Raw genomic sequence first — 25,023 nt, forward strand, 5'->3', positions numbered from 1 at the left:
CCGCCGGCTCCCGGGCCACCGTGGGGGTGACGGCTCCGGTGCGGTCCCGCACCGCGGGTGTCACGCCGGGCGGCATTCGGTGAGCCGTCGCTCCAGGAACCGGCGCTCCGGCGCGTTCCGTACGAGCTCCAGCGCCCGCTCGTAGGCCTCGGCGGCCTCCAGCGGGCGCCCCGCGCGGCGCAGCAGGTCGGCGCGGGTGGCCGGGAGCAGGTGGTAGTCCGCCAGGTCGCCCTCCCGCTCGAGTTCGGCGACCAGTGCCAGGCCCCGGTCCGGTCCTTCGGCCATGCCGACGGCGAACGCGCGGTTGAGCCGGACCACCGGGGTGGGCACCTGGCGCAGCAGTTCGCCGTAGAGCGCGGCGATGTCGGCCCAGTCGGTCTCGGCGGCGGTGGCCGCGGTGGTGTGGCAGGCCGCGATGGCCGCCTGGATCCGGTACGGGCCGGGACGGCCCCGGCGCAGGGCGCTCTCCAGGAGACGCGTGCCCTCCTCGACGGCCGCCCGGTCCCATCGGGTGCGGTCCTGGTCCTCCAGGCCGACCGGGTCGCCGGCCGCGTCCACCCGGGTGGCCCGGCGGGCGTGGTGCAGCAGCAGCAGGGCGAGCAGACCGAGCGCCTCGGGCTCGTCGGGCATGAGCCGGGCCAGCAGCCGGGCCAGCCGGATCGCCTCCGCGCACAGGTCGGTACGGACCAGGTCGGTGCCGTCGGTCGCCGCGTACCCCTCGTTGAAGAGCAGGTAGAGCACGCCGAGGACGCCGGTGGTGCGCTCGGGCAGCAGATGCGCGGGCGGCACCCGGTACGGGATGCCCGCGTTGCGGATCTTGCGTTTGGCCCGGACCAGGCGCTGCGCCATCGTCGCCTCCGGGACGAGGAAGGCACGGGCGATCTCCGCCGTGGTGAGCCCCGCGAGGGTGCGCAGGGTCAGGGCCACCCGGGCCTCGATCGGCAGGGCCGGGTGGCAGCAGGTGAAGACCAGCCGCAGCCGGTCGTCGGTGACCCCGCTGCCCTCGTCGGGGTCTTCGGGGCCGTACGGGTCGTCGGTGCGCGTGAGCACGGCCAGCTCCTCCAACTTCTGCGCCCCGACCGCCTCCCGGCGCAGCACGTCGAGGGCGCGGTGGCGGGCGGTGGTGGTCAGCCAGGCACCGGGGCGGCGCGGCACACCGTCGCGCCGCCACCGGTCCAGGGCCTGGGCGAAGGCGTCCTGGGCGCACTCCTCGGCGAGGTCCCAGTCACCGGTCAGCCGGATGAGCCCGGCGACGACCTGGCCCCATTCCTCGCGGAAGGCGGCGGCGACCGCCTCCGTGACGTCCTGGTCCGTCACTCCCACACCGGCCGCACCTCCACCGCGGCACCGCCGCACGCCCGGGAGTGCGCGGCGGCGAGGGCGATGGCCTCGTCGAGGTCGGCGGCTTCGACGAGATCGAGCCCGGCGACATGACCGGCCGGGCCGCGGTCCGGGAACGGGCCGGACGTGCCGTCGCCGAGGTCCCGGTACGGGCCGTCGCCGAGCAGGATCTCGTCGGCCTCGACACGCACGGTGGTGGCGTCGGCGGCCGGGCGCAGCCAGGTGCCGCCGCGCATCCGGCCGGGCCCGGTCCGCCCGTCGTCGGCCGGCGGCACGCAGACCAGCAGGGCGTACCTCACGACCCGCCGTCCGCGGGGGCCGAGACGTGCTCGTGGGCGATCAGCCAGCGTTCGCCGACGGCGCGGTAGCCGGTGGTCACGTGCAGGGTCCGGTCCAGCGGGGTGCCGTCGGCCCGGCCGGCGCGGATCCGGACCAGGGCGTGGGCGAAGGCGACGCTCTCGTCGACGCGCAGACGGAAGGAGAGCACCTCGCGGCGCACCGGGCCGACGAGATCCGCGTAGGCGGCCTGCTGGGTCTTGCGCAGGGCCTCGGTGTCGAGGGGGCTGGGGCCGCCGTCCGGCAGGACGATCCCGGCGTCGGCCGTGTAGCAGGCCAGGGCCCGCTCGACGTCCCGCTGCCCGGCGGCCTCGGTCAGCTCGGCGTCGAGGCGGCGGATCGCGCCCTCGGCGTCCTCGTCCTCCCAGTAGGGGCGTACCTCCATGGCCCCGATCGTGGCCACCGGGTGCTTCGCGGCGGCCTCGACCGCCTCCTCCAGGCTGTCGCACTCCAGGACGTCGTAACCGGCGACGTACTCCTTCGTCTCCGCGAACGGGCCGTCGGTGCGCAGCACCTCGCCGCCGCGCACCCGCACGGTGACCGCGTCCGCGGGACTGGCGAGACGATGGCCGTGCAGCCGTACGCCGCGTTCGGCACCGAGTTCCTCGACCCAGGGTTCGACGGGTGCCATGTCCGAGGCGTCGACGGTGTCGTCCCCGCAGACCAGCAGCATGTACTTCATGGTTCCTCCCGGTACTCACGAGCTTCCTACACCCCACCGACGAACGGCATGCCGCCGGATCGACACCGGGGCGGAAAAAAGCGGGAGGCCGGGTGCTCCCCCGGTTCACAGCAGCCCGCGCAGCACCTCGGCGAAGCCCTTGGGGTGGGTGATGTTGCCGTTGTGGCCGCCGGGGAAGTGGACGAGTCCGGTGCGGAGTCCGGCGGAGAGTTCCTCTGCGCAGCGGTAGTCGAAGACCGTGCGCGGGGCGGTGAGTCCGGCTCCCGGCACGATGCGGACGGGTCCGTTCTTCAGAGCGGTCAGTTCGTGGGCGGCGAGTTCGGCGTTCCGCATGGTCGGCGCGTCGTGCTCGATGAAGAAGCGGAAGTCGGCTTCGCGTGAGGCGTCCAACGGGGCGAGCCGGGCGCCGGGTTCGCTCTCCTGGCGGGCGAGGTCGATGCCGAGCAGCTCGCCGATCCGGCGCACCCCGGCGAGCCAGCCGTCGCGCTGGAAGACGAGGCGCATCTCGTCCAGCTCGCGGTGCGTGCGCAGCCGTTCGGCGTCCGGCAGCAGACCGGGAACGGCGGGCTCGTGGGCGACGAGCACGGCCAGCCGGCCGGGGTGGCGCCGGGCGAGGCGGAGCCCGATGACCGCCCCCATGCTGCATCCCAGCATCCGGGCGGGCTCGTCGGTGAGGTGGGCGAGCAGCCGGTTCACGTCGTCGACGTGCTCGTCGAGGGAGGCGCCGCGCGCCGGATCGTCGAGGACGCTGCGGGACAGACCGCGGCGGTCGTACGTCACCACGGTGTGGCGGTCGACGAGGTGGTCGACCATCGCGTCGCTGCGGTTGGCGTCGCCCTCTCCGCTCTGGGAGACGAGCAACAGCGGACCGCTGCCGCGGACTTCGTAGTGGAGGGTGGCGCCGGGGACGGCCAGGGCGGCCTTGTGCACGGCGGTCATGACGGACTCCTTCGTCGACTTGCCCCCCGGACGTCGAGGTGGCACTCCGAAAGTAGTCCATCTTTTCTGATGCATCAAGACTGATGCATCAGCTTCGATGCATCAGTCTTGATGTAATCTGGGGCCATGAACGGAGTGGAACTGTTCCTTCTCGGCCGCACCCTGATGAAGATCGGCGAAGAGGCCATCCCCACCGAGGGGCTGGAGGACTACGCCACCGGCACCCGGTCGATGCTGGTCGTGATGCTCGACGTGTACGCCCACCCGGACACCACCGTCGGCGAGATCGCGGCCCGTACGGGCCTGCCGCAGAGCGCGGTCTCCGGCTGCACGGCCCGCCTCAGGGAGACGGAATCGGTGCTCGCCACGCCCGACCCCGCCGACCGTCGGCGCACCCTGCTGCGCCAGAACCCGGAGGTCGAGGGCCGTCGCGCGGAGGTCGCGGCCACACCGGTCGACGGGGCGCTCGGCGCCGCGCTCGGCACCGAGGACGCGGAGGACATCGCGCGGACGGTGGCCCTGCTGGAGCAGCTCGCCGCGCGGCTGTCACCCGGGATCCCGGGCCGCGCGCACTGAGTCCGTCAGTGGGCCGGCGCGTACGCCGGGCCCGCCGGTCCACGTCGGACGGGCCGCCGCCGGACCTCTCGGCCGTCAGGCCCACCCCCGGCGGGCGGCGATCCAGCCGAGCTGGATGCGGCTCTCCGCCCCCGCCTTGAGCATCAGTTCGCCGATACGGCGCTGCACCGTACGCCGGGAGACGCCGAGTTGGCCCGCGGCGGCCTGGTCGGTGAGACCGGCTAGGACGAGGGCGAGGACGCGGGTGTCCATCTCGTCCAGGCCGTCCGGGCGGGCCTCCGTGACGCCGTCCCCGTCCACCGTGTTGGGCGACAGCGGATAGGCCCGCTCCCAGGCGAGTTCGAAGTAGGCGATCAACGCCTCCAGCATCCCGGAGTGGTGCACCAGGATCGAGGCGGGGGCGGTACGGCGGCCGGGCAGCAGCGGGAGCATGGCCAGCTCACGGTCGGCGATCATGAATTTCACCGGGACCGAGTCGGCGACGCTGACCTGCTGGCCGGACGCCAGGGCGGCCAGGGCCTCGCCGACCATGCCGGGCTGGCCGAGCATGTCGCGCTGCACGATGGTGCGGTAGAGCACCCCGCGGCGCACCCCGGCGTCCTCGGCGGTGTTGTGCTCGCGCCGCACGACGGTGGACTCGGGCACCATCATGGCCCGGATCTCGTGCCGGGCGGACTCCTGGAGCTGCATGAAGCGGTGCCGTACCGCACCGGGGTCGGTGATGACCTCGACGATGCTGCCGCCGGACGCCGCGTTGCGGTACTCCTCGGTGAGCGCGAGCAGCGCCTCCTCGGCGGCCCGCAGGTCGTCACGGCGCTGCCGCAGTGTTCCGCCGAGGGCGACGGCCGGGGGTGCGGCGGTGAAGACCGTGGCCGGACCGGGCTCGCCGTCGGCGCCGTCGTCGGCGTCCGTGGCCGCCGCGGCCAGGCCGCGGCCGGCCAGCGCGGCGAGCAGCTTCAGTGTCTCGTCGGGCGCACGGCCGGTCTCGTCCGCGAGCCGGTCGGCGGTCGCGCCTGCCCGCGACACCAGGAGACGGTAGATCTCCTCCTCGGCCGGGCCGAGCCCGAGCACCGAGAGCACGGGACCTCCTCGTGTTCGGTGAAGTCCCGACGAGGATACGGAGGCTGTCGATCCGTCAGTCACCGGGGGTGACTCGACGGGGTCCGACAGCCTCCGGATCCGTTCTGTGGCGCCCTACTTCAGACCGTAGGCGCGGATCACCTCCTGGCTGATGCGGTTGCCCGCGTCGTCCCAGCCCTCGGCCTTCAGCGAGACGAAGCCCTGGTGCGGAGCGTCGTAACAGGCGGTCCAGGTACCAGACTTGCCGGTCACCGTAACCGGCTTCCAGGTCGCGCCGTCGTCGTACGACACCGACAGCGTCGCGCCCTGGATCTTCCCGGCGCCTGCCGCGCCGTCGAGGTGACGCGGGGTGAGCCGGAGCGTCTGGCGGCCGCCACGAGCGTCACCCGCCATGTCGGTGTCGACCCCGTAGTCCATCTGCAGCACGGCCATCCGGTCGATCACCGTCGGGTCGGTGACCGGGTCGGAGTGCACCTGCCAGACCGTGTGGGTGTGGGTGGACAGCCGGTAGGTGGCCGCGGCTCGGTCGGCGGTCAGGTCGAAGGTGTAGACCGACGGCGTGGCCGGAAGGCCGGAGAACGTGACGGCCGACGAGTTGATGGTCTTGAGCAGGGTGCCGTCCAGGGACGCCTTCAGGCGGACGGTGGTGTTGTCGAAGCCGCTCTGGATGACGCCGCCGTGGCCCGCGCCACTGTCCGACCATGGCTGGACGTTGAACGCCAGGAAGCTCTTCTGCCGGTACGACCACCAGTAGGTGCCGCCATTGGCGGGGTGCGTCACCGGCCCGTACCAGTCGCGGACCTGACGCGAACCCGGCTTGTACGCGGTCCGCGTCTCCTGCGAGGAAAGGATCATCGAAGGCCCGGTGCCCACGGTCTCCACCCACTCCGTTCCCGGCTGCGCCGACAGGTAGTCGATGCGCGTGCCGGGGACGTCCAGCGGCAGGTACGTCCCGGATCCGTACTTGCGGTACGGCCGGAAGCCCGACCGGTACTCGCCGCTCGGCGTGGTGGTGGCGCCGTGGAACCGCATGTCCACCGTGGCCAGGTCGGACGGGCGGGGACGGTAGGTCAGTCCGGTCGACGGGATCTGTCCGGTGTGCGGGTCGGACAGGTCGTACAGGTAGGGGGAGTTGGGCACCCCCGCGACATCCAGTCGCAGCCGACCGCGCTCGGCGTCGGCGATCAGCGGCGCCCCGGTCCGGGCGGTCACGGAGACCACCGGCACGGCGCTCTTGGCACCGGAGCCTGCGACGGACTCCAGCAGCTTGCCCGGCCGGTCGTTGACGACGACCAGCAGTGCGGCCCCGGCGTCGGCCGCCGCCTGCGCGCGTGCCGAGGCGGTGATCGCGTCCGAGCGGGTCACCAGGGCGGCCTTGCCCTTGACCTTCAATCCCGCGTACTCGTCGGGGGTGCCGGTGCCCGCCCAGACGGCGTCCAGGCGCTTGTTCCCGTCGTACGCGACAGAACGCGTCTGCCCCATGACCTGGACCGGACGGCCGTCGTCGGTGAGGCTGATCAGCGGGTACGCCTTGCGCCAGCGGGTCTCGTACTCGAAGGTTCCCGTCTTCACCTTGCGGGTGGGCAGCACGAACATGCTGTCGTACGTGGGCGCCAGCAGGTACTGCACCTCCAAGGTGCCGTAGCCGTACTGGTTGTTCGGCCCGCCGTCCGCGCGGTACCAGTTCATCGACAGCGTCCGGTCCTCGGTCCGGCGCGGGACCTCCGCGGTGACCTCACGGGCTTGGCTCGCGTCGAGGTCGACGTCGCGGTCCTGGTCGAGGGTGACCTCCGGGTCACCCATCACGGCCATGCCGACCGAGTCGGGGCCGTGGCTGCCGGCCACGGGCAGGTAGGTCAGCAGGCTGTAGGAGCCCTCACGCATCCGCAGGGTGAACTTGCCGCTGTCGTCGATGGTGACGGGGTACGGGTCCTCGTCGCTGCCGAGGCGCTGGATCTCGACCCAGCCCGCGGTGGGCTTGCCGGAACGGTCCTTGAGGGAGATGTTCAGGCTGTGGCGGGCGTCCTCCCGGTACAGGCCGACCTGGGTGCGGGTGAGCGTCGCGCCTGAGCCGTCCTTCGCGGTGATCTGGCCGAGGTAGCGGCGGCCGTCGGCGCCCAGGCCCGGCTTGGCGGTCGTGGTGACGGTCGCGGTGCCGTGGGCGGGTACGGTCACGGTGTCGGCGGAGAGGGTGAACATGCCCTCGGGGGCCGGGGTGCCCTTGCCGGCGGTCGGGTCGGTGTCGTACGGGCCGCCCGCGACGGTGGCGTTCAGCGCCAGGTGCAGCTCGGTGTCGGAGTCAGCGGTGTTGGTGTAGGTCACCGTGCGGTCGACGGGCGCCGTGCCGGTGTGCGGCCAGGCGTCGAGGCCGAAGTAGGCCGAGCCGGTCGCGGTCACCGTGGCGGCGGTCGTGGCGGTGAGATCGGCGCGGCCGGAACCCACCTGGTAGGCGGTGTACGCCGTCAGCTCCTTGGACGTGCTCATCAGCGCGTCCTTGAGCTGCCGTGCCTTCCAGTCCGGGTGTTCCTGGGCGAGGATCGCCGCGGCTCCGGCGACATGCGGGGTCGCCATGGAGGTGCCGCTCATGGTCTGGTACCAGCCGGTCGCGGCGCTGCCGCCCGCCTTGGCCGCGAGCACGTTCACGCCGGGGGCGGAGATGTCGGGCTTGAGGGCGTAGTCGTTCAGGCGCGGGCCCTGCGAGGAGAACGACGCCCGCTTGTCGGCGGAGTCCACGGCGGCGACGGTCAGTGCCTCGTCGGCGGCACCGGGGCTGCCGATGCTCGCCTCGGAGCCGGAGTTGCCCGCCGCGATCACGAACAGCGCGCCGCTCTTCTCGGTGAGCTCGTTCACCGTCTGGCTCATCGGGTCGGTGCCGTCGGACGGCTCGGACGAGCCGAGGCTCATGCTGATGACCCGGGCACCCCGGTCGACGGCCCACTCCATGCCGGCGATGATCCAGGAGTCCTGGCCGTAGCCGCCGTCGGCCAGCACCTTGCCGACCAGCAGGTCGGCGCCGGGCGCCACGCCCTTCTCGGCGCCGTCGGAGGCGGCGCCGCTGCCGCCGACGGTGGAGGCGGTGTGCGTGCCGTGGCCGTGACCGTCCTGGACCGTCTCGTCCGGCACGAAGCTCTGCGACTCGCCGATCCGGCCGTTGAGGTCGGGGTGGTTGAGGTCGGCGCCGGTGTCGAGTACGGCGACCTTGACGCCCTTGCCGTCGTAGCCCTTCGCCCAGGCGGTGTCCGCGCCGATCTGCGCGGTGCTGTCCTTCAGGGTGGCCCTGACCCGGCCGTCCAGCCAGATCTTGGACAGACCGTCACCGAGCTTGGGCGCAGGGGTGTCGGCCGCGTCGGCTGCGGCGGCCGCGGGGGCGACCGACTTCCACACCGTCCGGGCGCGCTTCTTCGCGGCCCGGACGGACGCGCCGCGGATGGTCGGCAGGGAGCGCACCTTGGTGGCGCCGGTGGGCGTGGTCCGGTCGGCGGTCGTGGCCCTGGCGCCGTAGCTGAGGATCAGCGGGATGCCGTCGCTGTGGGCGTCGTCGTAGCCCTGCTCGATGAGGGAGGTCACGTCGAACAGCCGCTTGTCGAGGCGGTTCGCGGCCAGGTAGGGCAGCACCTCGTCCGGGTAGACGTAGAGGTCGCCGTCGACGGTCTCGGTGCGCACGCCGCCGGTGGCGCCGCTCGGTCGGGTCACGTCCGCGGTCTGCTGGCCGCCGCCGGCCTGCGTGACGCGTACGACGTCACCGGTGAGGAGGGTGACGGTGTGTACGCCGGTGTCCGTGGTGTCCGCCGCCGCGGCGGGGTGGGCCGCGTCCGCACTCGTCGCCACGCTCGCCACCGCGGGGCCGGTCGGCCCGGCCAGTGACGTCAGGACGGCCACGGTGCCGACCGCCGCCGCGAGTGCCCGCCGACGTCTGCGGCGGGGAGGTATGAGGGAAGTCATGCTGCGGTTCCTACCGGTCGGAAACCTGCGGGGGGAACAGCAGACCTGTGGCGCGAAAGCGCCACGTCCCACATGTGCCACCGTGCTCTACGTGCTTGCGGGCCAAGGGAGTTGCCTGCTGAGGGCTGTTTCCGCGGCCCTTCCCGGCCGACTCCGGACTTGCCCCCACCGTCGGTCCGCAGCCGCCCGCCGATGCCCCGCGGCCGACGTTCCGATGCCCCGCGGCCCCTACGTTCCGACGCCCTGTCAACCCTTCGTGTGCTACAGTGCAGCGAGCATCAGTGCACGCCCTTCATGGGAGCCGATGCCGATCCATCTCTCTCTGCTGCTCCGCCCCTCCCCTTGCCGGCAGGCGCGCCAGCTCTTCCGCAGCACCTCGCCGACGCGGCCGTACTGCTCGCGCAGACGGCTCTTCCGCCGCCCGAGGCGCGGTTCCCGCCGCCCGGAGACGCGCACGACCGCCTCTCCCTTCGCGGCCCTTCCCCTCTCCCTCACGCATGTCCCATGCCGCCGTCCGCGAAAGGACCGCACCCGATGACCACCACACTTCCGCACCCTCCCCTCCGGCAGCAGACCCTTGCCGCCCCGGCCGTCACCGGTGTCCTCGACATCGACGCGGGCGGGAAGGGGCACCTGCGTGCCGCGGACTGCCTGCCCACCCCCGAGGACCTCCAGGTCTCCCCCGCCCTGATCCGCCGCCACGGCCTGCGCAAGGGCGACCTCGTGAAGGGGGTGCGCGGCGACAGCCGCATCCTCGCCGAGGTCGAACGCGTCGACGGCCGTACGCCCGGAGAGCCGCGCCGCCGCCGGAACTTCGCGGACCTCACCCCGCTGCATCCGCGCGAGCGGCTGCGGCTGGAGCACCCCGCGTCCGGGCTCACCGGCCGGGTCATGGATCTGCTCGCCCCCGTCGGCAAGGGCCAGCGCGGGCTCGTCGTGGCTCCGCCGAAAACCGGCAAGACCGTGCTGATCCAGCAGATCGCCGCCGCGGTCGCCGGGAACCACCCGGAGTGCCGCCTGATGGTGGTCCTGCTCGACGAGCGCCCCGAGGAAGTCACCGACATGCGGCGCTCCGTGCGCGGCGAGGTGTACGCCTCGACCTTCGACCGGACACCCCGGCAGCACATCGCGCTGGCCGAGCTCGTCGTCGAACGGGCCAAGCGGCTGGTCGAGGCGGGCGAGGACGTCGTCGTCCTGCTCGATTCGCTGACCCGGCTGTGCCGGGCGCACAACAACGCCGCCGGCACGGGCGGCCGCACCCTCAGCGGCGGTGTCGACGCGGCCGCGCTGCACGGGCCCAAGCGGCTCTTCGGCGCCGCCCGCCAGGCCGAGGAGGGCGGCTCGCTCACCATCCTCGCCACCGCCCTGGTCGAGACCGGATCCCGCGCCGACGACCTGTTCTTCGAGGAGCTCAAGAGCACCGGCAACATGGAACTGCGCCTGGACCGCGAACTCGCCGCACGCCGGGTGTTCCCGGCGGTCGAGATCGCCGCCTCCGGCACCCGTCGCGAGGAACTCCTGCTGTCCCCGGCCGAGTTGGCCGCGACGCGCGGGCTGCGACGCGCCCTGCTGACCCGCGACGGCCACGCGAACCTGGAGACCCTCCTGGAGCGGCTGCGCACGACCCCGGACAACGCGGCCTTCCTGCGCCGGATCCAGCCGACGCTGCCCGACGCCTGAGCCGTCCGATCCTCCCCCGCGTGCGGCATCCGGGTGCTCGCGGGGCGCGTTCGGCCCTCACAGCGCGACCCCGGAGCGGTCCGTTTCTAGGTTTGCAGTATGACAATCGGATTCTCACCTCGGTTGGCTCGATCGGTCTGCGCGCTCTGTGCCGCGGGCGTGCTCGCCCTCGCACCCGTGGCGACGGCTGCCGGAACGGACTCCGAGACCGGAACGAACTCCGGGACCGGAACGAACTCCGGGACCGGAACGAACTCCGGGACCGGAACGAACTCCGGGGCGAGCTCGGCACCCGGAGCCGGCCCCGGGGTCGCGGGAGGTGCGCGGACCGGGGCGGAGCAGCCCGATCTGCTGCGACAGTCCGGCACGCAGGTCCGGCTCCGTCCCGGAGCACCCGAGGTCCCGGAGGTCTCCGCGCTGTCCTGGACGGTGGCCGACGCCCGCACCGGCGAGGTCCTCGCCGCCCACGACGCGCACCGCCGGCTGCCGCCCGCCAGCACCCTGAAGACCCTGTTCGCCCTGACGGTGCTGCCGCTGCTGCCCGACAGCCTGGAACACACGGTGCAGCCGAAGGAGCTGGAAGGCATCGGATCGGGCAGCAGCCTCGTCGGGGTCGAGGCAGGAGACACCTACCGGATCGCCGACCTGTGGCGCGGTGTGTTCCTCAACTCCGGCAACGACGCCGTGCACGTACTGGCCTCGCTCAGCGGGGGCTGGGACACCACGGCCGCCCTGATGCAGGCGAAGGCCCGCGCCCTCGGCGCCCGCGACACCCACGTCGTCTCCCCCGACGGCTACGACACACCGGGCCAGGTCTCCTCCGCGTACGACCTGGCCGTGTTCGGCCGGGAGGGGCTGCGCAACAAGGAGTTCGCGCAGTACTGCCGCACGGTCGAGGCCCGCTTCCCGGGCCGCGCCGGTTCGTCGTTCGGGATCGCGAACACCAACCGGCTGCTCACCGGCAAGGACGGGGTGGCGCCGTACCCGGGGCTGATCGGCATCAAGAACGGTTACACCAGCAACGCCGGGAACACGCTCGTCGCCGCCGCGAAGCGGAACGGACGGACCCTGGTCGTCACGGTGATGAACCCTCAGGAGGGCGGCGGTTTGGCGGTGTACGAGGAGGCCCGCGAACTGCTCGACTGGGGGTTCGAGGCGGCCGGCCGGGTCGACCCCGTGGGGTCGCTGGACGTGCCGCGGCCCGCGCCGAACGACGGATCCACCGCGCTACCGAACGCCGGCTCCACCGCGCTACCGCGCCCTGGCTCCACCGCGGTACCGCGCGCCGGATCGACCGCTGTACCGCGCGCCGGATCGACGGCTGTACCGCGCGCCGGCTCCACGGCGGTGCCGCTCGCCCGTCCCGTCGTCTCCGAGGACCGTGCCAGGTGGCTGCGGACCTGGGTGATCCCGGGAGCCGCGGGCCTCGGCGCGGGCGCGCTGGCAATGGTGCTGACGCTGACGCTGCTGCGGTCGAAGGAATCGCGTCCGCCGCAGGTCTGACCGACCGGCAGCCAGAGCAGCAGGCCCAGGGTGATCCACGCGTAGGTGTTGCCGCCGACGAAGCCGTCCACGCCGGAGGAGTCGTCGAACCAGAGCCACACCACACTGCTGCACAGCACCGCGTAGAGGGCGCCCGCGACCCGCGGGCGCCCGCTGCGCACCAGGATCACGAAGGACGGCAGCAGCCACACGAGATGGTGCACCCAGGTGATCGGACTGACCAGGCAGGCGGTCAGCCCGGTGAGCGCGAAGGCCGCCTGCCAGTCACCGGCCGCCACCGCGCGCCGGGACCGCAGCGCCCACACGGCCAGCACCGCCAGCACCAGCGCCGCCCAGACCGCGCGGTCCAGGACACCCAGGCGGGCCAGGATCCCCTGGAGGGACTGGTTGGAGATGTAGTCGAGACGGCCCACCCGAGTGGTGTCCCACAGCGCCTCGGTCCAGTAGAAACGCGAGGCGTCCGGGTCCACCTGGGCGGCCAGCGCGGTCGCCGCGGCCGCGACCGCCGTCGCCACCGCCGCGGCCCGCCACCGCCGGGCCACCAGCAGCAGGCCGATGAACAGCGCGGGCGTCAGCTTGACCGCCGCCGCGAGACCGATGCCCACACCGGCCCAGCGGCCCCGCCCGGTGGCCAGCAGCCAGCCGTCGGCGAGGACGAGCGCCAGTAGGAGCAGGTTCACCTGGCCGAAGCTGAAGGTGTCCCGCAGCGGCTCGAACAGGGCCAGGGCGCACAGCACCAGGGCGCAGCCGTACCAGCCGTGGCGACGCCACGCCCGGCCGGTGAGCATCCGCAGGGCCGCCGCCAGGGCCAGCAGGTTCAGCAGCAGGGCCACGACGACCGCGGTGTGCAGGCCGAGCACGGCCATCGGCAGCATGACGACGGCCGCGAACGGCGGGTAGGTGAAGCCGTAGGTCGTGCCGGGCACCTGGTAGTCGTAGATCCGGCCGCCGTGGTGCATCCAGCTGTCCACGGTGCCGTAGTAGACGCGCAGGTCGAACCAGTCGCGCAGCAGGGGGACCGTGGCGGTGAAGACTGCCACGGCGGACGCGAGGGCCAGGACGACCAGGAGCCGGGCCGCGTCGGTGCGAGGTGATCTCATGCCGTCCGTCCGAGAGCCGGTGCGTGTGCCGCCAGATGGGCCTGCCACAGGACGACCAGGGCGAGGGCCCCGCCCGAGACCGCCAGCACCAGTTGCCCGACGTCGGCCGGTCCGCCGCTGGGCAGCACGGCCAGCGCCAGCACCGCGGTCACGGCCGCCACCCGGTGGCGTACCGAGGTGCTGGGCGCGGCGGCGGCTATGAGGAACAGGCCCCACAGGGCGTACCAGGGGCGGATCGCCGGGCCGAAGGCGGCCACCGTGGCAAGGCTCAGGCCGAGCGCGTACACGGGGTGCGGGCGCAGCCGCCACCAGATGGCGAGGACGACTATCCCGGTCACGGCGAGGCCGAGCACGTGCCAGGCGGGCATCGCCAGCGGCGCCAGGTCGCTGCCGAGCCGCTTCAGGAGGGCTCCGGTGGCGCTGCCCAACAGGCTGGTCAGCGCCCAGTTGTGCGGGGAGACCGGGGTTCCCAGGGCGCCGGTCCAGCCGTATCCGGTGCCCGCGACCGCGGTCGCGGCGACCGTGGTGGCGGCGCAGGCGGCCGTCGTCGTCACCAGGGCGCGGGCCGGACGGCGGCCCGCCCGGATCTGGAGCATCACCACCGCGGCGAGTCCGAGCGCCGCCGGTGCCTTGACCAGCGCCGCGAGGGTGACCAGGACCGCCCCCAGGATCGGCCAGGCACCGAGGGCCGCGACCAGGCCGAGCCCCAGCAGCCCGAGCATGATCGCGTCGTTGTGGGCGCCCGCGACCAGGTGCAGCAGGACCAGCGGATTCAGTACGCCCAGCCACAGGGCGGCGCCCGGATCGGCCCCGCAGTGGCGGGCCAGGCGGGGCAGCGCGGCCGCCATCAGGGCCACCCCGAACAGGGCGACCAGCCGCATGCCGATCAGTCCGGCGGGGAGTTCGCCCCGGGTCAGGCCGGACAGCGCGGAGGCGACGCCGAGGAACACCGGACCGTAGGGGGCCGCGGTGTGCTGCCACAGCGGGGCGACCTCCTCCGCGAGCGGGCCGCCCAGCTGTGCGGGGCCGTGTGTGTAGACGTTGATGTGGGCGTCGACCATCGCGCCCTGGGCCAGATAGCTGTAGACGTCCCGGCTGAACAGCGGCGGCGCGATCAGCAGCGGCGCCGCCCAGACGGCGAGCACCAGCAGCAGGGCGCGCGGGCTCGGCGGGTCGGCGCTGCGGACCAGACGGCCCAGCAGCACCCAGGCCGCTATGAGCAGGACGACGCCGAAGTACACACCGACCAGGCCGACAGCGGCCTGGATCGAAGCCGGGGCGGGCAGTTCCCGGGCCGGCAGCGCACCGGCCGTCTCACCGCCCAACGCTAGGACGGCGGTACCGGCCAGGCCCAGAGCCTGGCAGCGGCGGAGATCGACGGGAAATGCCATGGCCAACACTCGGTCAGCGTGTCAACGCCGGATGGCCGGAAGGCGACACACCGCCTGCCACCCGGCGACCTACGCGTGACCGCCGCGTGATCGGCTGCCGGGATCACCGGACGACCTCGAACTTCACGCCCCCGTAACGCCGGACGGACCGCGAACGCCGCACGAACCGGGTCCGTCGGACAGACCGCCGGCACCCGGCGAGCGGGGTCCGCCGGACGGACCGAGGGCAGCGAACGGACCGAATGCTCCGGACGGACCGAAGACATCGAACGGCGGAGAGCGGCGGGCGAACCGAGGACGCCGGACGGACCGAGGTCCTCGGACGAGGCGTCGGTCCAGGACGGGCCGGGGCCGTCAGACGAGGCGTCGGTGCGGGACGGGCCGGGGCCGTCAGACGAACCGGGAGCTGCGGACCGGGCCGGCCGAGCGGAGGCCGGTCCTGTTCCCCTGGAGCCAGATGCCCCGCACGGCGGTCACGAAGTCCGCGAAGCGGTCGTCGGGGTCGGCGGGTGTGGCGCCGTCGCCCTCGTCGGGCGTCGGGTCGGCCGCCACGATCTCCGCGCAGACCTCTTCCGCGGGACGGTCGTCGGGCGCACCGTGCTCCGGCGTGCCGTCCTGCCCCGCCGCCAGCTGTCCGTCCCACGGCGCCCGCACCGACTGGTGGAGCAGGGTGACGCTGTCCGCGGTGACGACCGGCCAGTCGGTCCAGGAGCTCGCGTGCTCGTGCAGCACCTGGCCGGGCGTCCGTTCCAGGAGCTGCCCGATGATCTCGGGGCCCTGGTCGGCACGGGCCACCTCGTCGAGGTCGTACGCGATGACGACGGTGTCCTGCCGGTCGGCGGCGAACTCCACGGCCGGCAGGTCCAGTATCTCCGCGGCGGCCAGGCCCAGGATGCGGCTGCCGCGGCCGGGCAGCAGCGACACCGAACGCGGACCCACCTCGGCGGCCGCCAGCACCGTGCGCAGCCGCAGCAGCCCGCGCAGGCACAGGTCGTGGCTGTCCTGGAGCCAGGCGAACCGTCCGGTCATCCCGACGTCGAAGCCGTACGGGGAGAGCGTCCCCAGGACCGTGCCGCCCATCACGAACTGCCAGCCCCGCAGGTCGCGGGGGTCCAGCGGAGTGACCGGCCCGGCCACCGCGGCCCGTTCCAGCATGCGCCGCTGGCGGTCCTGGGCGCCCAGCCAGATCTCGTCCTCCGGGTCCGGCAGCAGCGCGTGCTGACGGCGGGCCAGCTCCAGGTCGCCGGCCATGAGGGCGTTGTAGACCAGCAGATAGCGGTCGGGCCAGTCGTTCAGGGCGCTCTCACGTGCGTTCAGCGCGTCGGCGGCCTCGGGATGCCTGCCCTCGCGCTCGTACGCGGAGACGAGTTCACGCAGCACCGCCCCGGAGTCGGGCACCCGGTCGAGGGCCTGGCGCAGGGCGGGTATCGCCAGATAGGACACGCCGCGCTCGACGCACGCGTATCCGTAGGAGTAGAGCTCCTGCGCCCGGTCGGGGCGGGCGGCGAGCGCGGTCGCGGCGGTGTGCAGGTCGTCGAAGCCGGCCTCGCGGGCGGCCCGTGCGACGACGACGGCGACCTCGCCAGGCGGCAGGGGCTCGGCGTGCGCCCGCAGTGAGCGCAGGGCGCCGGGGATGTCTCCCTGGTCCAGGGATTCCCAGGCCTCGGTCAGCTCGGGAGAGTTCGGACGGGGCTCCGCGGACTTGGGACGGCGATTCCGGCGCGAGAACATACCGCGATCTTCGCCGACCGTCCGAAACCCGCTCAACTGCTTTTCTGTGCGCGGACTTCGGGATTGCTGTGAGATCAGAAGACCGACAGGCCGGTGAGTGTCGTGAAGCGGTCGAGCGCGGCCACCCCGGCCACCGAGTTGCCGCGCTCGTCCAGCCCCGGGCTCCATACGCACAGCGTGCAGCGGCCCGGTACCACGGCGATGATGCCGCCGCCCACCCCGCTCTTGCCGGGCAGGCCCACGCGGTAGGCGAAGTCGCCCGCCGCGTCGTAGGTGCCGCAGGTCAGCATGACCGCGTTGACCTGCTTGGCCTGGCTGCGGGTGAGCAGCCGGGTGCCGTCGGCCCGGATGCCGTGCCGGGCCAGGAAGGAGGTCGCGAGGGCGAGGTCGGCGCAGGAGGCCGTGATCGAGCACTGGCGGAAGTACTGGTCGAGCAGCAGGGGCACCGGGTTGTCGATGTTGCCGTAGGACGCCATGAAATGCGCGAGAGCCGCGTTGCGGTCGCCGTACGCGGTCTCGGAGGCGGCGACCTCCTGGTCGAAGGACAGACCGGGGTTGCCGCTCTCGGCCCGCAGGAAGGTGAGCAGTTCGCCCGCCGCGTCGCCGGTACGGGTCAGCAGGCGGTCGGTGACGACGAGCGCCCCGGCGTTGATGAACGGGTTGCGCGGGATGCCGTGCTCGTACTCCAGTTGCACCAGCGAGTTGAAGGGGTTGCCCGAGGGCTCGCGGCCCACGTGCTCCCACAGGGCGTCGCCCTCGCGGGCCAGGTCGAGGGCGAGGGTGAAGACCTTGGTGACGGACTGGGTGGAGAACGGCTCGCGCCACTCCCCCACCCCGTACACCGTGCCGTCCAGTTCCGCCACCGCCATCCCGAAGCTGCGGGGGTCGCGGGCGGCCAGTGCCGGGATGTAGTCGGCGGGCCGGCCGCGGCCGGGGGTGCGCTCGATCTCGTCGGCGATGCGCTCCAGCACCGGCTGGAACGTGAGGGACGACGTCGTCATGATCGCCATTCTCCCTCCGGACCGCTCCGGACGCGCCACCACGGGACGGACCGGGCCCGCCATCGAGCCCGCTCCCCGCCCCCGGCCTCGGATCCCCGACCTCAGCCCCTCGGCCCCTGGTCGCCTCCGGTGCGGAGGCGTCGTCGGCCGGATGCGACCGGGCGCGGGCCGGCGGCGGCAGCCGGTCCGGTACCGCTCAGGCGCAGGCCGACAGCGGTGCCGGATCCAGTGCGCGGACCGGTCGTACGCAGCCGACCGGCTCGCCGCCGCCCAGCAGGGTCTCGCCCGCGAAGGCGGTGAGAAGCTCCGGGTCGACGCCGGCGTGGGCGAGAGCGGCCGCGGCGACCGGGACCCGGGCGCGGTTCGCGCCGTCGGCGATCTTGACGGCGACGGCCCGGCCGTCCGGGAGCGCGGCGACCTGGACGCCCTCGAAGCCGTCCTTGGCGAGCAGACCGGGGACGGCCCGCATCAGCCCGGCCACGTCCCGGCCGCTGCCGGAGGCCATCTCGGCGTGCTCGCGCATCGCGTCGGCCACCCGGCGCTCCGGGCTGCCGGCCGGCGCGGAGGCGATCCGGGCGGCGGCGCGGGCCAGGCCGTGCAGGGACACGGCGAACAGCGGGGCGCCGCAGCCGTCGACCGTGACCCGGGCGACGCGCTGGCCGGTCAGGTCCTCCACGCTCGCGGCGATCGCCCGCTGGAGGGGGTGACCGGGGTCGAGGTAGTCGTGCAGGGACCAGCCGTTGAGCCTGGCGGTGTACAGCATGGCCGCGTGCTTGCCGGAGCAGTTCTGGGCCGGCCGGGACGGCAGCCTGCCCTCGCGCACCCAGTTGTCGCGCACGACCGGGTCGTAGGGCAGGTCGGGCACGTTGCGCAGGTCGTCCTCGGTGAGACCGGCCCGCTCCAGGATCCGGCGCGTGCCGGCGAGGTGGCGCTCCTCGCCGGAGTGGCTCGCGGCGCTCAGCGAGAGCAGTTCGCCCTCCAGCGGCAGCCCGGCCCGCACCATGGCCACGGCCTGGACGGGCTTGAGGGCCGAGCGCGGATAGAAGGCGGCCTCGATGTCGCCGAGCTGGAACCGGACCTCGCCCTCGGGGCCGAGGACGACGACGGAACCGTAGTGGGTGCCCTCGATCATCCCGGCGCGTATGAGGTGGGCGACGGGGGCGTGGAGGGGTTCACGGGTCGCGGGGGCGTCCGCGAGGTCGTTGCTGTGCATCACTGGCTGACTCACTGGTGGAGGGACGGGGACCGGCCCGCGGGGATCGCCCCGGGTCGGCTCTCGGTGGGGTGGCCCGTACGGGTGGGGCGCACGATGTCGGTGAGGCTGGTCTCGACGCGGTCGAGGTGGTGGGACATGGCGTCCACCGCGTCGGACTCGCTGCCGTCGATCAGCGCTTCGAGGACGGCCCGGTGCTCGCGGTTGGACTGCTCGCGCCGGCCGGCCAGTTCGGTCAGGAACGCGGACTGGCGCGCCAGCGCGTCGCGGATCTCCTCGATGACCCGGCGGAAGACCGGGTTCTGGGCGGACTCGGCCACGGCGAGGTGGAAGAGGGTGTCCATCGCGACCCACGCGGTGGTGTCCGTCTCCCGCTCCATACGGTCCAGCAGATGGGCCAGATGGTCGAGGTTCTCCGGGGTGCGGCGCAGCGCCGCGTACCCGGCGACCGGGATCTCGACGTGGCGGCGTACCTCCAGCAGGTCGCTGGCCGCGTAGTCGCCGAAGGTGGGGTCCTCCACCGCGGTCGCGACCACGAAGGTGCCTTTTCCGGTCCTGGAGACGGTCAGCCCCATCGTCTGGAGGGCGCGCAGCGCCTCGCGCAGGACCGGCCGGGACACTTCGAGGGTGCGGCACAGCTCGGCCTCGGAGGGGAGCTTGTCGCCGATGGCGTAGGTGCCGCTCTCGATGGCACCGCGGAGGTGGCCGAGCACCGCCTCCATGGCGCTCACGCGCCGCGGTGTCGTACCACCTGTCTGGCTGTCTGACAGGTTCACAGGAACGATCCTGCGGTTGACGGGAGCAACCTGTCAAGCAGCCGAAAACAAGGGTGCGGGGTGTGAAGCCTGAAAACCCGCTTCACACCCCGCACCCTTGTCTCGCTGCACCAGGGCCTGTCCGGCGGCCGTCGAGCACGGCCGGACCGCTCAGGCGTCGATCACACCGCCGGCGAGCAGGCCGAACAGCGCCAGGCCGACGACGATCCGGTAGATCACGAAGGCGTTGAAGGAGTGCTTGGCGACGAACTTCAGCAGCCAGGCGATGGAGGCGTACGCCACCACGAACGAGACGACCGTGCCGACCACCAGCGGGGCGGCGCCCACGCCCGCGCCCAGGGCGTCCTTCAGCTCGTACAGGCCCGCGCCGGTCAGGGCGGGGATGCCGAGGAAGAACGACAGACGGGTGGCGGCCACCCGGTCCAGGTCCAGGATGAGCGCCGTGGACATCGTGGCGCCGGAGCGCGAGAAGCCCGGGAAGAGCAGCGCGAGGATCTGGGAGCTGCCGACCAGCATCGCGTCCTTGAACGAGGTGTCGTCCTCACCGCGCTTGTGGCGGCCCATCTGGTCCGCCGCCCACATCACGAAACTGCCGGCGATCAGCGAGCCCGCGACCACCCACAGCGAGGCGAGCGGCCCCTCGATGAGCGGCTTGGCCGCCAGACCCACGGCGACGATCGGGATGGTCGCATAGATGACCCACCAGGCGAACTTGTAGTCGTGGTGGTGGCGCTCCTCACGGTTGGCCAGTCCGCGGCCCCACGCGGACACGATCCGCACGATGTCCTTGAAGAAGTACACGAGCACGGCGGCGATCGCGCCGACCTGGATGACGGCCGAGAAACCGACGACGGCGTCGTCGTCGACGGGGATGTTCATCAGCCCCTCGGTGATCTTCAGGTGGCCGGTGGACGAGACGGGGAGGAACTCGGTCACTCCCTCGACTACTCCGAGGATGACGGCTTGGCCGACGGAGATGGCGCTCATGGAATCCAGTTCTTGGGAGGTTGGTCGACAGTGCTGTAGACAGTCTTACTACGTCCGGGGCCGCCCGGAACAGTCACGCCCACGTTCCTTGGGCGATCCACACCCCCGCGCAGGCCGCGCCGAGGCCCGCCGCCACACTCGCGACGACGTTGGCGAGGGCGTAGAACCCGGCGCCCGTCCCGGCCAGCCGCAGTGTCTCGTACGAGAAGGTCGAGTACGTCGTCAGGGCCCCGCACAGACCGGCACCCAGCAGCAGCTGGAGGTGGGGCCCGGCGGCACCGGCCGTCGCGGCGCCGGTCAGCAGGCCCAGGACCAGACAGCCGACGACGTTGACGGCGAAGGTGCCCCAGGGGAAGACCGAGTCGTGACGGGACTGCACCGCCCGGTCGGTCAGATAGCGCAGCGGGGCACCCAGCATGCCACCGATGACGACGAGCACCCAGTTCACGACGACTTCTTACCTTCCGTTTCGCCGCCTTCGTCCGGTCTGCACGGTTCTGCGGTGCGTCCGACGTACCGGACCACCTCGCAGGGTTCGAGGGTCACCAGCCCCTCGGTGACCAGTTCGTCGAGCTGCGGCAGGAAGGCCCGTACCCGCTCGTCGGTGTCCACGACCACGACCGCCACCGGCAGGTCCTCGCTCAGCGACAGCAGCCGGGCGGTGTGGATCCGGGAGGAGGCGCCGAAGCCCTCGATGCCCCGGAAGACGCTGGCGCCCGCGAGACCGGCCCGGTGGGCCCGGTGGACGATCTCGCTGTACAGGGGCTTGTGGTGCCAGCGGTCGCTCTCGCCGATGAGGACGGTCAGGCGCAGCGCGCCCCGGGTCGGTTCCGTCATGGCTGCCTCCAGGTCAGGACGCGGCGGGTCGCCGTCGCGGCCAGCCAGACCGCCGCGAGCGCCGCGCACAGGGTCGCGGCGAGATAGCCGAACGCCGTGCCCGGATGCCCCGCCTGGAGCAGCTTCTGGATGTCGACCGCGTACGTCGAGAAGGTGGTGAAGCCGCCGAGCACCCCGGTGCCGAAGAACGGGCGCAGCAGCGGGTGGGGGCGCCACGCCTCGGTGACGAGCACCAGGAACACGCCGATCACGGCGCAGCCGACGACGTTGACCGAGAAGGTCGCCCAGGGGAAGCCGCCGGCCCGCGCGGGCCACCACAGCGAGACCGCGTAGCGGGCGACGGCGCCGAGGGCTCCGCCGACGGCGACCACCCCGACCACCGGGAGCTGTCCGCGCAGGGCGTCGCGCCGCACGGCGGCGGTGCGGACGCCCACGGCTCGTCTGGCTGTCATGTCGTACGTCTCCCGCTGGGGCACCTCGTCGCACCAGAACCGTGACCACGGCCGGTCAACAGGGTAACGCCGGGTGCCGAGGGCGGGTTCACCCGAGGCGGGACCGCTCCTCGGCCGGGATCACCCCCGGTCGAGGGCCCGGATCACCGTCAGGGAGCCGGTTCACCGCCGAGGAACCGGATCACCCCCGCGCCGGTGCCTCGCACACCGCGACGCCGCGCTCCCACAGGCTCCCCAGGATCAGGTGCCCCTCGGTCTCGCACACGCCGGTGATCATGCGGAACGGGGGACGGCGGTGGGCGAGGTGGTGCAGCACCCGCCCTTCGTCGTCCACGGCGAGGACGCCCGACGTGCCGATCGGACGGAACGGTGCGCGCACGGCCACCGCGGCGGCGGCCCGGCGCACGGCCGGCGCGGCGCGGTGCAGCAGGTCCAGCGGCGGGACGGGCGGGCCGGCCAGCGCCACCCAGATCGGGCCGTCGGGGCCCGCGCGCCCGATGTTGTCCGGCATCCCCGGCAGGTCCTCGGCGAACGGTTCGGCGTGGCCCGCCTGCGGGCCGGTGAGCCGGTAGCGGATGAGCCGTCGGGCGCCGGTCTCGGCGATCACCAGGAAGGAGCCGTCGCCGCCGAAGGTGAGCCCGTTGGCGAACTGGAGTCCCTCCAGCAGCACTTCGGGCGTCCGGCTGCCGGAAGCCAGCCGCAGCAGCCGCCCGGTGCCGGTGTGTTCGACCAGGTCGCCGATCCACTGGCCCAGGGGGTAGCGGCGGCTGGAGACGGTGAAGTAGACGGTGCCGTCGGGCCCGGCGACGACATTGCTGGCGAACCGCAGCCGCTCCCCCGCCACCGAGTCGGCGAGAACGTGGACGGTGCCGGCGTCGAGGTCGACGGTGAGCAGTCCGCGTTCCGCGTCGCACACCAGCAGGGCGCCGTCCGGCAGGAGTTCGAGGCCGAGGGGCCTGCCGCCGGTCTCGGCGAGCACCTCGACCCGGGCCGGCGCCCGGCCGGTCAGTCCGTCCAGGCGCAGGATGCGGCCGTCCTCGACACCGGTCAGCACCCGGCCGCGGGAATCGACGACGACGTCCTCGGGTCCGCGGCCGCCGACGGCGACACGGCGGACGGGAACCAGAGCGGTGGAACGGTCCACGGGCGCCTGCCTCTTCGTTGGGTATGGCCTGTCGGTGGGAGCCACCGGATCATCGCAGACGCGCCGGAAGGGCGGCAGAGGAAGGGGCGGAGGACTCGGGGCCCGCCAGCCCGAAGAGCTCGGGGCTCACCAGCCCGAAGAGCTCGGGGCCCACCAGCCCGGAGGACTCGGGGCCTACCAGCCCTTCTCGAACATCCGGGCCACCTCGGCGATCCGGACCTCGTCCCGCCGGTAGTAGGTGCGGCGCCGGATCCGGGTGGTGCGCAGCACTCCGATGCCGGCCAGCAGGCCGAGGTGGGTCTCGGCGACCTTGCGTCGTACGCCGAGTTTCACGGCGACGGCGTGGGCGGTGACGCCGTGCTCGACGAGGTCGCCATGCCGCTGCGGAGGAAAGTGCGCGGCAGGATCCTTGAGCCACTCCAGGATGTCCAGACGCCTGTCGCCGACCGGAGCCCTCAGCATCTCGTCCCCTCCGTCCGAGCCCGCCCGAACCGCGTCCTCCCACTGTGGCGCAGCCCGGACCGTTCCGTCCCCCTGCCGGTCACTCCTGACCGGTATCGAACTCCACTGCACAGTAAGGGAGTTCGAGTACGGGACTGGTGGGACGGGAAAGGGCCCGGCCGCGTGGACACGGCCGGACCCCCCGCACCCGCTCAGCGGTGGCTGAACCACGCCATCGACGAGAGCGCCTTGTCGTCGAAGCCGAACAGTGCCTGGTTCTCCCAGCCGTTGCCGGAGGTGGCGTCGGCCGGGTCCCAGCCGTTGCCGGAGACCGCGGTCCAGGTCGCCTCCCAGTAGAAGACGCCGAGGCCGCGGCCGTTCGGGACGGCCTCCACGATGTTCGCCACGCTGTTCATCCAGGCCAGCTGTCCCGCCGCCGTCGCCGGGTAACCGGAGACCAGTTCGGCGGTGGTGTCGATCTGGTTGGTCAGCGAGTCGTCGCTGTCGAGACGGAACGGGTAGGCCGTCTCGGCGACGAAGACGGGCTTGCCGTAGCGCGAGGCGACGTCGTCGAGCGTGGTCTGCGCCGCGGCGAGCGTGCCGTGCCAGTAGCCGTAGTACGACAGGCCGATCACGTCGTAGTTGATCCCGTAGGCGGCCGCGTTGTCGAACCACCAGCGCACGGTGGCGTCGTCGCCTGCGTTGGCCAGGTGCAGGGCGACCTGGGTGCCGGAGGAGACCGCCTTGGCCGCGCTGTAGCCGGAGTTGATCAGGCCGGCGAGCTGGGACCAGTTGTCGGTCGAACCCTCGGACCACAGCATGCCGCCGTTGATCTCATTGCCCACCTGGACCATGTCGGCCGTGGTGCCCTGGGCCTTCAACGCGTTCAACACGTCGTACGTGTGGTTGTACACGTCGGTCTTCAGTTGACTGTACGAGTGCCCCGCCCACGCGGCCGGCTTGGTCTGCTTGCCCGGGTCGGCCCACGAGTCCGAGTAGTGGAAGTCGACCAGCAGCTTCATGCCCTGCGCCTTGATGCGCTTGGCCATGGCGAGCACGCGGGTCTTGTTGTTGTAGCCGTCGGCCGGGTCGACCCAGACCTTCAGGCGCGCGTAGTTCATGCCGGCGGACTTGAGGATGGCGAGTGCGTCCCCGGTGGTGCCGGAGCTGGTCCTGTAGACCCCGCCGTAGGCCTCGCTCTTGGCGAGGGACGAGATGTCGGATCCCTTGATCGACAGTCCGGTGGTGCCCGACGCGAAGGTCAGGTCGTCCACATTGATCCAGTTGCCCGCGTTCGCGTCGCTGTTGATGCTGATCGTGCACTGGTTGTTCGTCACATTGATCGACGTGACGATCCGTATCCAGCTGCTGGTCGAGACCGGCAGATCGGTGCGCTGCTCGGAGCTCCCGCAGTTCTTCAGGGCCAGATAGGCGGAGTTCTGGCCACCGCCCGAGCGGACCCAGGCCGTGAGGGTGTAGGTGCCGTTGGTCAGCCCGGAGAGGTACTGGTACGTCTCCACCTTGTAGGCGGCGGAGGCGTAGTGGCTCAGCCGGTAACTCCCGCCGTGACCGCCGGCCTCCACGTACGAGGCACCGGTGGAGCCGGACTCGGACCAGCCGCTGGGGATGGCCGTGCCGGTGCCGTCGGTCTCGAAGCCGCCGTTGGCGAGGGTACTGGCGGCGGTCGCGCTCTGGGCGGGCAGCGCGAGGAGGGCGAGCCCGGCGACGAGCGGGAGCAGCAGGGCCCTGATGGTGCGTCTGGGATGGAACATCTTCGTCCGTCGTCCCTTCGACGTGGTGGGGTGAAAGCGCCCCCGGTGGTGCGGTGGGGAGGGGGCGCCACCCCTCCGCCCGCGGCTCGCGGCTCGCAC

The 25,023-nt window shown here is 72.8% G+C and carries 21 protein-coding genes and 1 pseudogene; 3 read left to right on the forward strand and 19 right to left on the reverse strand.

Annotated elements, in window-relative coordinates; all coding sequences use genetic code 11:
- Positions 1-60: 60 nt before the first annotated feature.
- The 4 genes from ACZ7OY_RS20540 to ACZ7OY_RS20555 all read right to left on the reverse strand — a co-directional run bounded on the left by ACZ7OY_RS20540 (position 61) and on the right by ACZ7OY_RS20555 (position 3,298).
- Entirely contained in the window at positions 61-1,323 is a 1,263-nt protein-coding gene (locus ACZ7OY_RS20540; RefSeq protein ID WP_471912673.1) for an RNA polymerase sigma factor, read from the reverse strand.
- Positions 1,314-1,640, reverse strand: a complete 327-nt coding sequence (locus tag ACZ7OY_RS20545; protein WP_471912674.1) for a YciI family protein — start codon at positions 1,638-1,640, stop codon at positions 1,314-1,316. The genes ACZ7OY_RS20540 and ACZ7OY_RS20545 overlap by 10 nt, the downstream gene beginning before the upstream one ends.
- Positions 1,637-2,359 carry a YciI family protein gene (locus tag ACZ7OY_RS20550; RefSeq protein WP_471912675.1) on the reverse strand — a complete coding sequence of 241 codons (723 nt, stop codon included), beginning with the start codon at positions 2,357-2,359 and terminating at the stop codon, positions 1,637-1,639. Before ACZ7OY_RS20550 ends, ACZ7OY_RS20545 begins: the two co-directional genes overlap by 4 nt.
- A gap of 105 nt (positions 2,360-2,464) precedes the next feature.
- Entirely contained in the window at positions 2,465-3,298 is an 834-nt protein-coding gene (locus ACZ7OY_RS20555) for an alpha/beta fold hydrolase (RefSeq protein ID WP_471912676.1), read from the reverse strand.
- A 126-nt stretch (positions 3,299-3,424) separates the two neighbouring features.
- Here ACZ7OY_RS20555 and ACZ7OY_RS20560 point away from each other — a divergent pair, with 126 nt between their 5' ends.
- Complete coding sequence (locus tag ACZ7OY_RS20560; RefSeq protein ID WP_471912677.1) at positions 3,425-3,874, forward strand: MarR family winged helix-turn-helix transcriptional regulator; 450 nt, start codon at positions 3,425-3,427, stop codon at positions 3,872-3,874.
- Positions 3,875-3,949: 75 nt separating this feature from the next.
- Here the strand turns inward: ACZ7OY_RS20560 and ACZ7OY_RS20565 are convergent, their stop codons facing one another.
- Together ACZ7OY_RS20565 and ACZ7OY_RS20570 are read right to left on the reverse strand one after the other, a co-directional pair.
- The gene (locus tag ACZ7OY_RS20565; RefSeq protein WP_471912678.1) at positions 3,950-4,954 is read right to left on the reverse strand and encodes a helix-turn-helix domain-containing protein; all 1,005 of its coding nucleotides are present in this window, start codon (positions 4,952-4,954) and stop codon (positions 3,950-3,952) included.
- A gap of 114 nt (positions 4,955-5,068) precedes the next feature.
- Positions 5,069-8,896: a S8 family serine peptidase gene (locus ACZ7OY_RS20570; RefSeq protein WP_471912679.1), complete on the reverse strand. Its 3,828-nt coding sequence runs from the start codon at positions 8,894-8,896 to the stop codon at positions 5,069-5,071.
- Between the two features lie 534 nt (positions 8,897-9,430).
- Between ACZ7OY_RS20570 and rho the strand changes: the two genes are divergently transcribed.
- Positions 9,431-10,576: a transcription termination factor Rho gene (gene rho, locus ACZ7OY_RS20575; protein WP_471912680.1), complete on the forward strand. Its 1,146-nt coding sequence runs from the start codon at positions 9,431-9,433 to the stop codon at positions 10,574-10,576.
- Between the two features lie 99 nt (positions 10,577-10,675).
- A pseudogene (locus tag ACZ7OY_RS20580) lies at positions 10,676-11,656 on the forward strand (D-alanyl-D-alanine carboxypeptidase family protein); the annotation flags it as partial.
- 11 nt (positions 11,657-11,667) lie between these two features.
- On the opposite strand, the gene ACZ7OY_RS20585 reads toward ACZ7OY_RS20580, so the two are convergent.
- The 13 genes from ACZ7OY_RS20585 to ACZ7OY_RS20645 form a co-directional block, all read right to left on the reverse strand.
- Complete coding sequence (locus ACZ7OY_RS20585; RefSeq protein WP_471912681.1) at positions 11,668-13,179, reverse strand: glycosyltransferase 87 family protein; 1,512 nt, start codon at positions 13,177-13,179, stop codon at positions 11,668-11,670.
- Positions 13,176-14,570: a polyprenol phosphomannose-dependent alpha 1,6 mannosyltransferase MptB gene (gene mptB / locus ACZ7OY_RS20590; protein ID WP_471912682.1), complete on the reverse strand. Its 1,395-nt coding sequence runs from the start codon at positions 14,568-14,570 to the stop codon at positions 13,176-13,178. Before mptB ends, ACZ7OY_RS20585 begins: the two co-directional genes overlap by 4 nt.
- A gap of 390 nt (positions 14,571-14,960) precedes the next feature.
- Positions 14,961-16,301 carry a hypothetical protein gene (locus ACZ7OY_RS20595; protein ID WP_471912683.1) on the reverse strand — a complete coding sequence of 447 codons (1,341 nt, stop codon included), beginning with the start codon at positions 16,299-16,301 and terminating at the stop codon, positions 14,961-14,963.
- 74 nt (positions 16,302-16,375) lie between these two features.
- Positions 16,376-17,311, reverse strand: a complete 936-nt coding sequence (locus ACZ7OY_RS20600) for a glutaminase (protein WP_351607512.1) — start codon at positions 17,309-17,311, stop codon at positions 16,376-16,378.
- Between the two features lie 187 nt (positions 17,312-17,498).
- Positions 17,499-18,515 carry an asparaginase gene (locus ACZ7OY_RS20605; RefSeq protein ID WP_471912684.1) on the reverse strand — a complete coding sequence of 339 codons (1,017 nt, stop codon included), beginning with the start codon at positions 18,513-18,515 and terminating at the stop codon, positions 17,499-17,501.
- Positions 18,516-18,526: 11 nt separating this feature from the next.
- The gene (locus ACZ7OY_RS20610) at positions 18,527-19,237 is read right to left on the reverse strand and encodes a FadR/GntR family transcriptional regulator (RefSeq protein WP_471912806.1); all 711 of its coding nucleotides are present in this window, start codon (positions 19,235-19,237) and stop codon (positions 18,527-18,529) included.
- A 204-nt stretch (positions 19,238-19,441) separates the two neighbouring features.
- On the reverse strand, positions 19,442-20,278 hold the full coding sequence (locus tag ACZ7OY_RS20615) for an undecaprenyl-diphosphate phosphatase (RefSeq protein ID WP_471912685.1): 837 nt from the start codon (positions 20,276-20,278) through the stop codon (positions 19,442-19,444).
- A gap of 73 nt (positions 20,279-20,351) precedes the next feature.
- A complete protein-coding gene (gene crcB / locus ACZ7OY_RS20620) occupies positions 20,352-20,726 on the reverse strand; it encodes a fluoride efflux transporter CrcB (RefSeq protein WP_471912686.1) in 375 nt (124 codons plus the stop codon).
- Complete coding sequence (locus ACZ7OY_RS20625; protein WP_471912687.1) at positions 20,723-21,115, reverse strand: DUF190 domain-containing protein; 393 nt, start codon at positions 21,113-21,115, stop codon at positions 20,723-20,725. The genes crcB (ACZ7OY_RS20620) and ACZ7OY_RS20625 overlap by 4 nt, the downstream gene beginning before the upstream one ends.
- Positions 21,112-21,567 (reverse strand): fluoride efflux transporter CrcB, encoded by a 456-nt coding sequence (crcB, locus tag ACZ7OY_RS20630; protein WP_471912688.1) that lies wholly within the window; start codon positions 21,565-21,567, stop codon positions 21,112-21,114. Before crcB (ACZ7OY_RS20630) ends, ACZ7OY_RS20625 begins: the two co-directional genes overlap by 4 nt.
- A 181-nt stretch (positions 21,568-21,748) precedes the next feature.
- Entirely contained in the window at positions 21,749-22,711 is a 963-nt protein-coding gene (locus tag ACZ7OY_RS20635; protein ID WP_471912689.1) for an SMP-30/gluconolactonase/LRE family protein, read from the reverse strand.
- Between the two features lie 174 nt (positions 22,712-22,885).
- A complete protein-coding gene (locus tag ACZ7OY_RS20640) occupies positions 22,886-23,173 on the reverse strand; it encodes an ArsR family transcriptional regulator (protein WP_471912690.1) in 288 nt (95 codons plus the stop codon).
- 191 nt (positions 23,174-23,364) lie between these two features.
- On the reverse strand, positions 23,365-24,924 hold the full coding sequence (locus tag ACZ7OY_RS20645; RefSeq protein ID WP_471912691.1) for a glycosyl hydrolase 53 family protein: 1,560 nt from the start codon (positions 24,922-24,924) through the stop codon (positions 23,365-23,367).
- Positions 24,925-25,023: the final 99 nt, after the last annotated feature.

This window comes from Streptomyces sp. NPDC107559 (assembly GCF_055657365.1).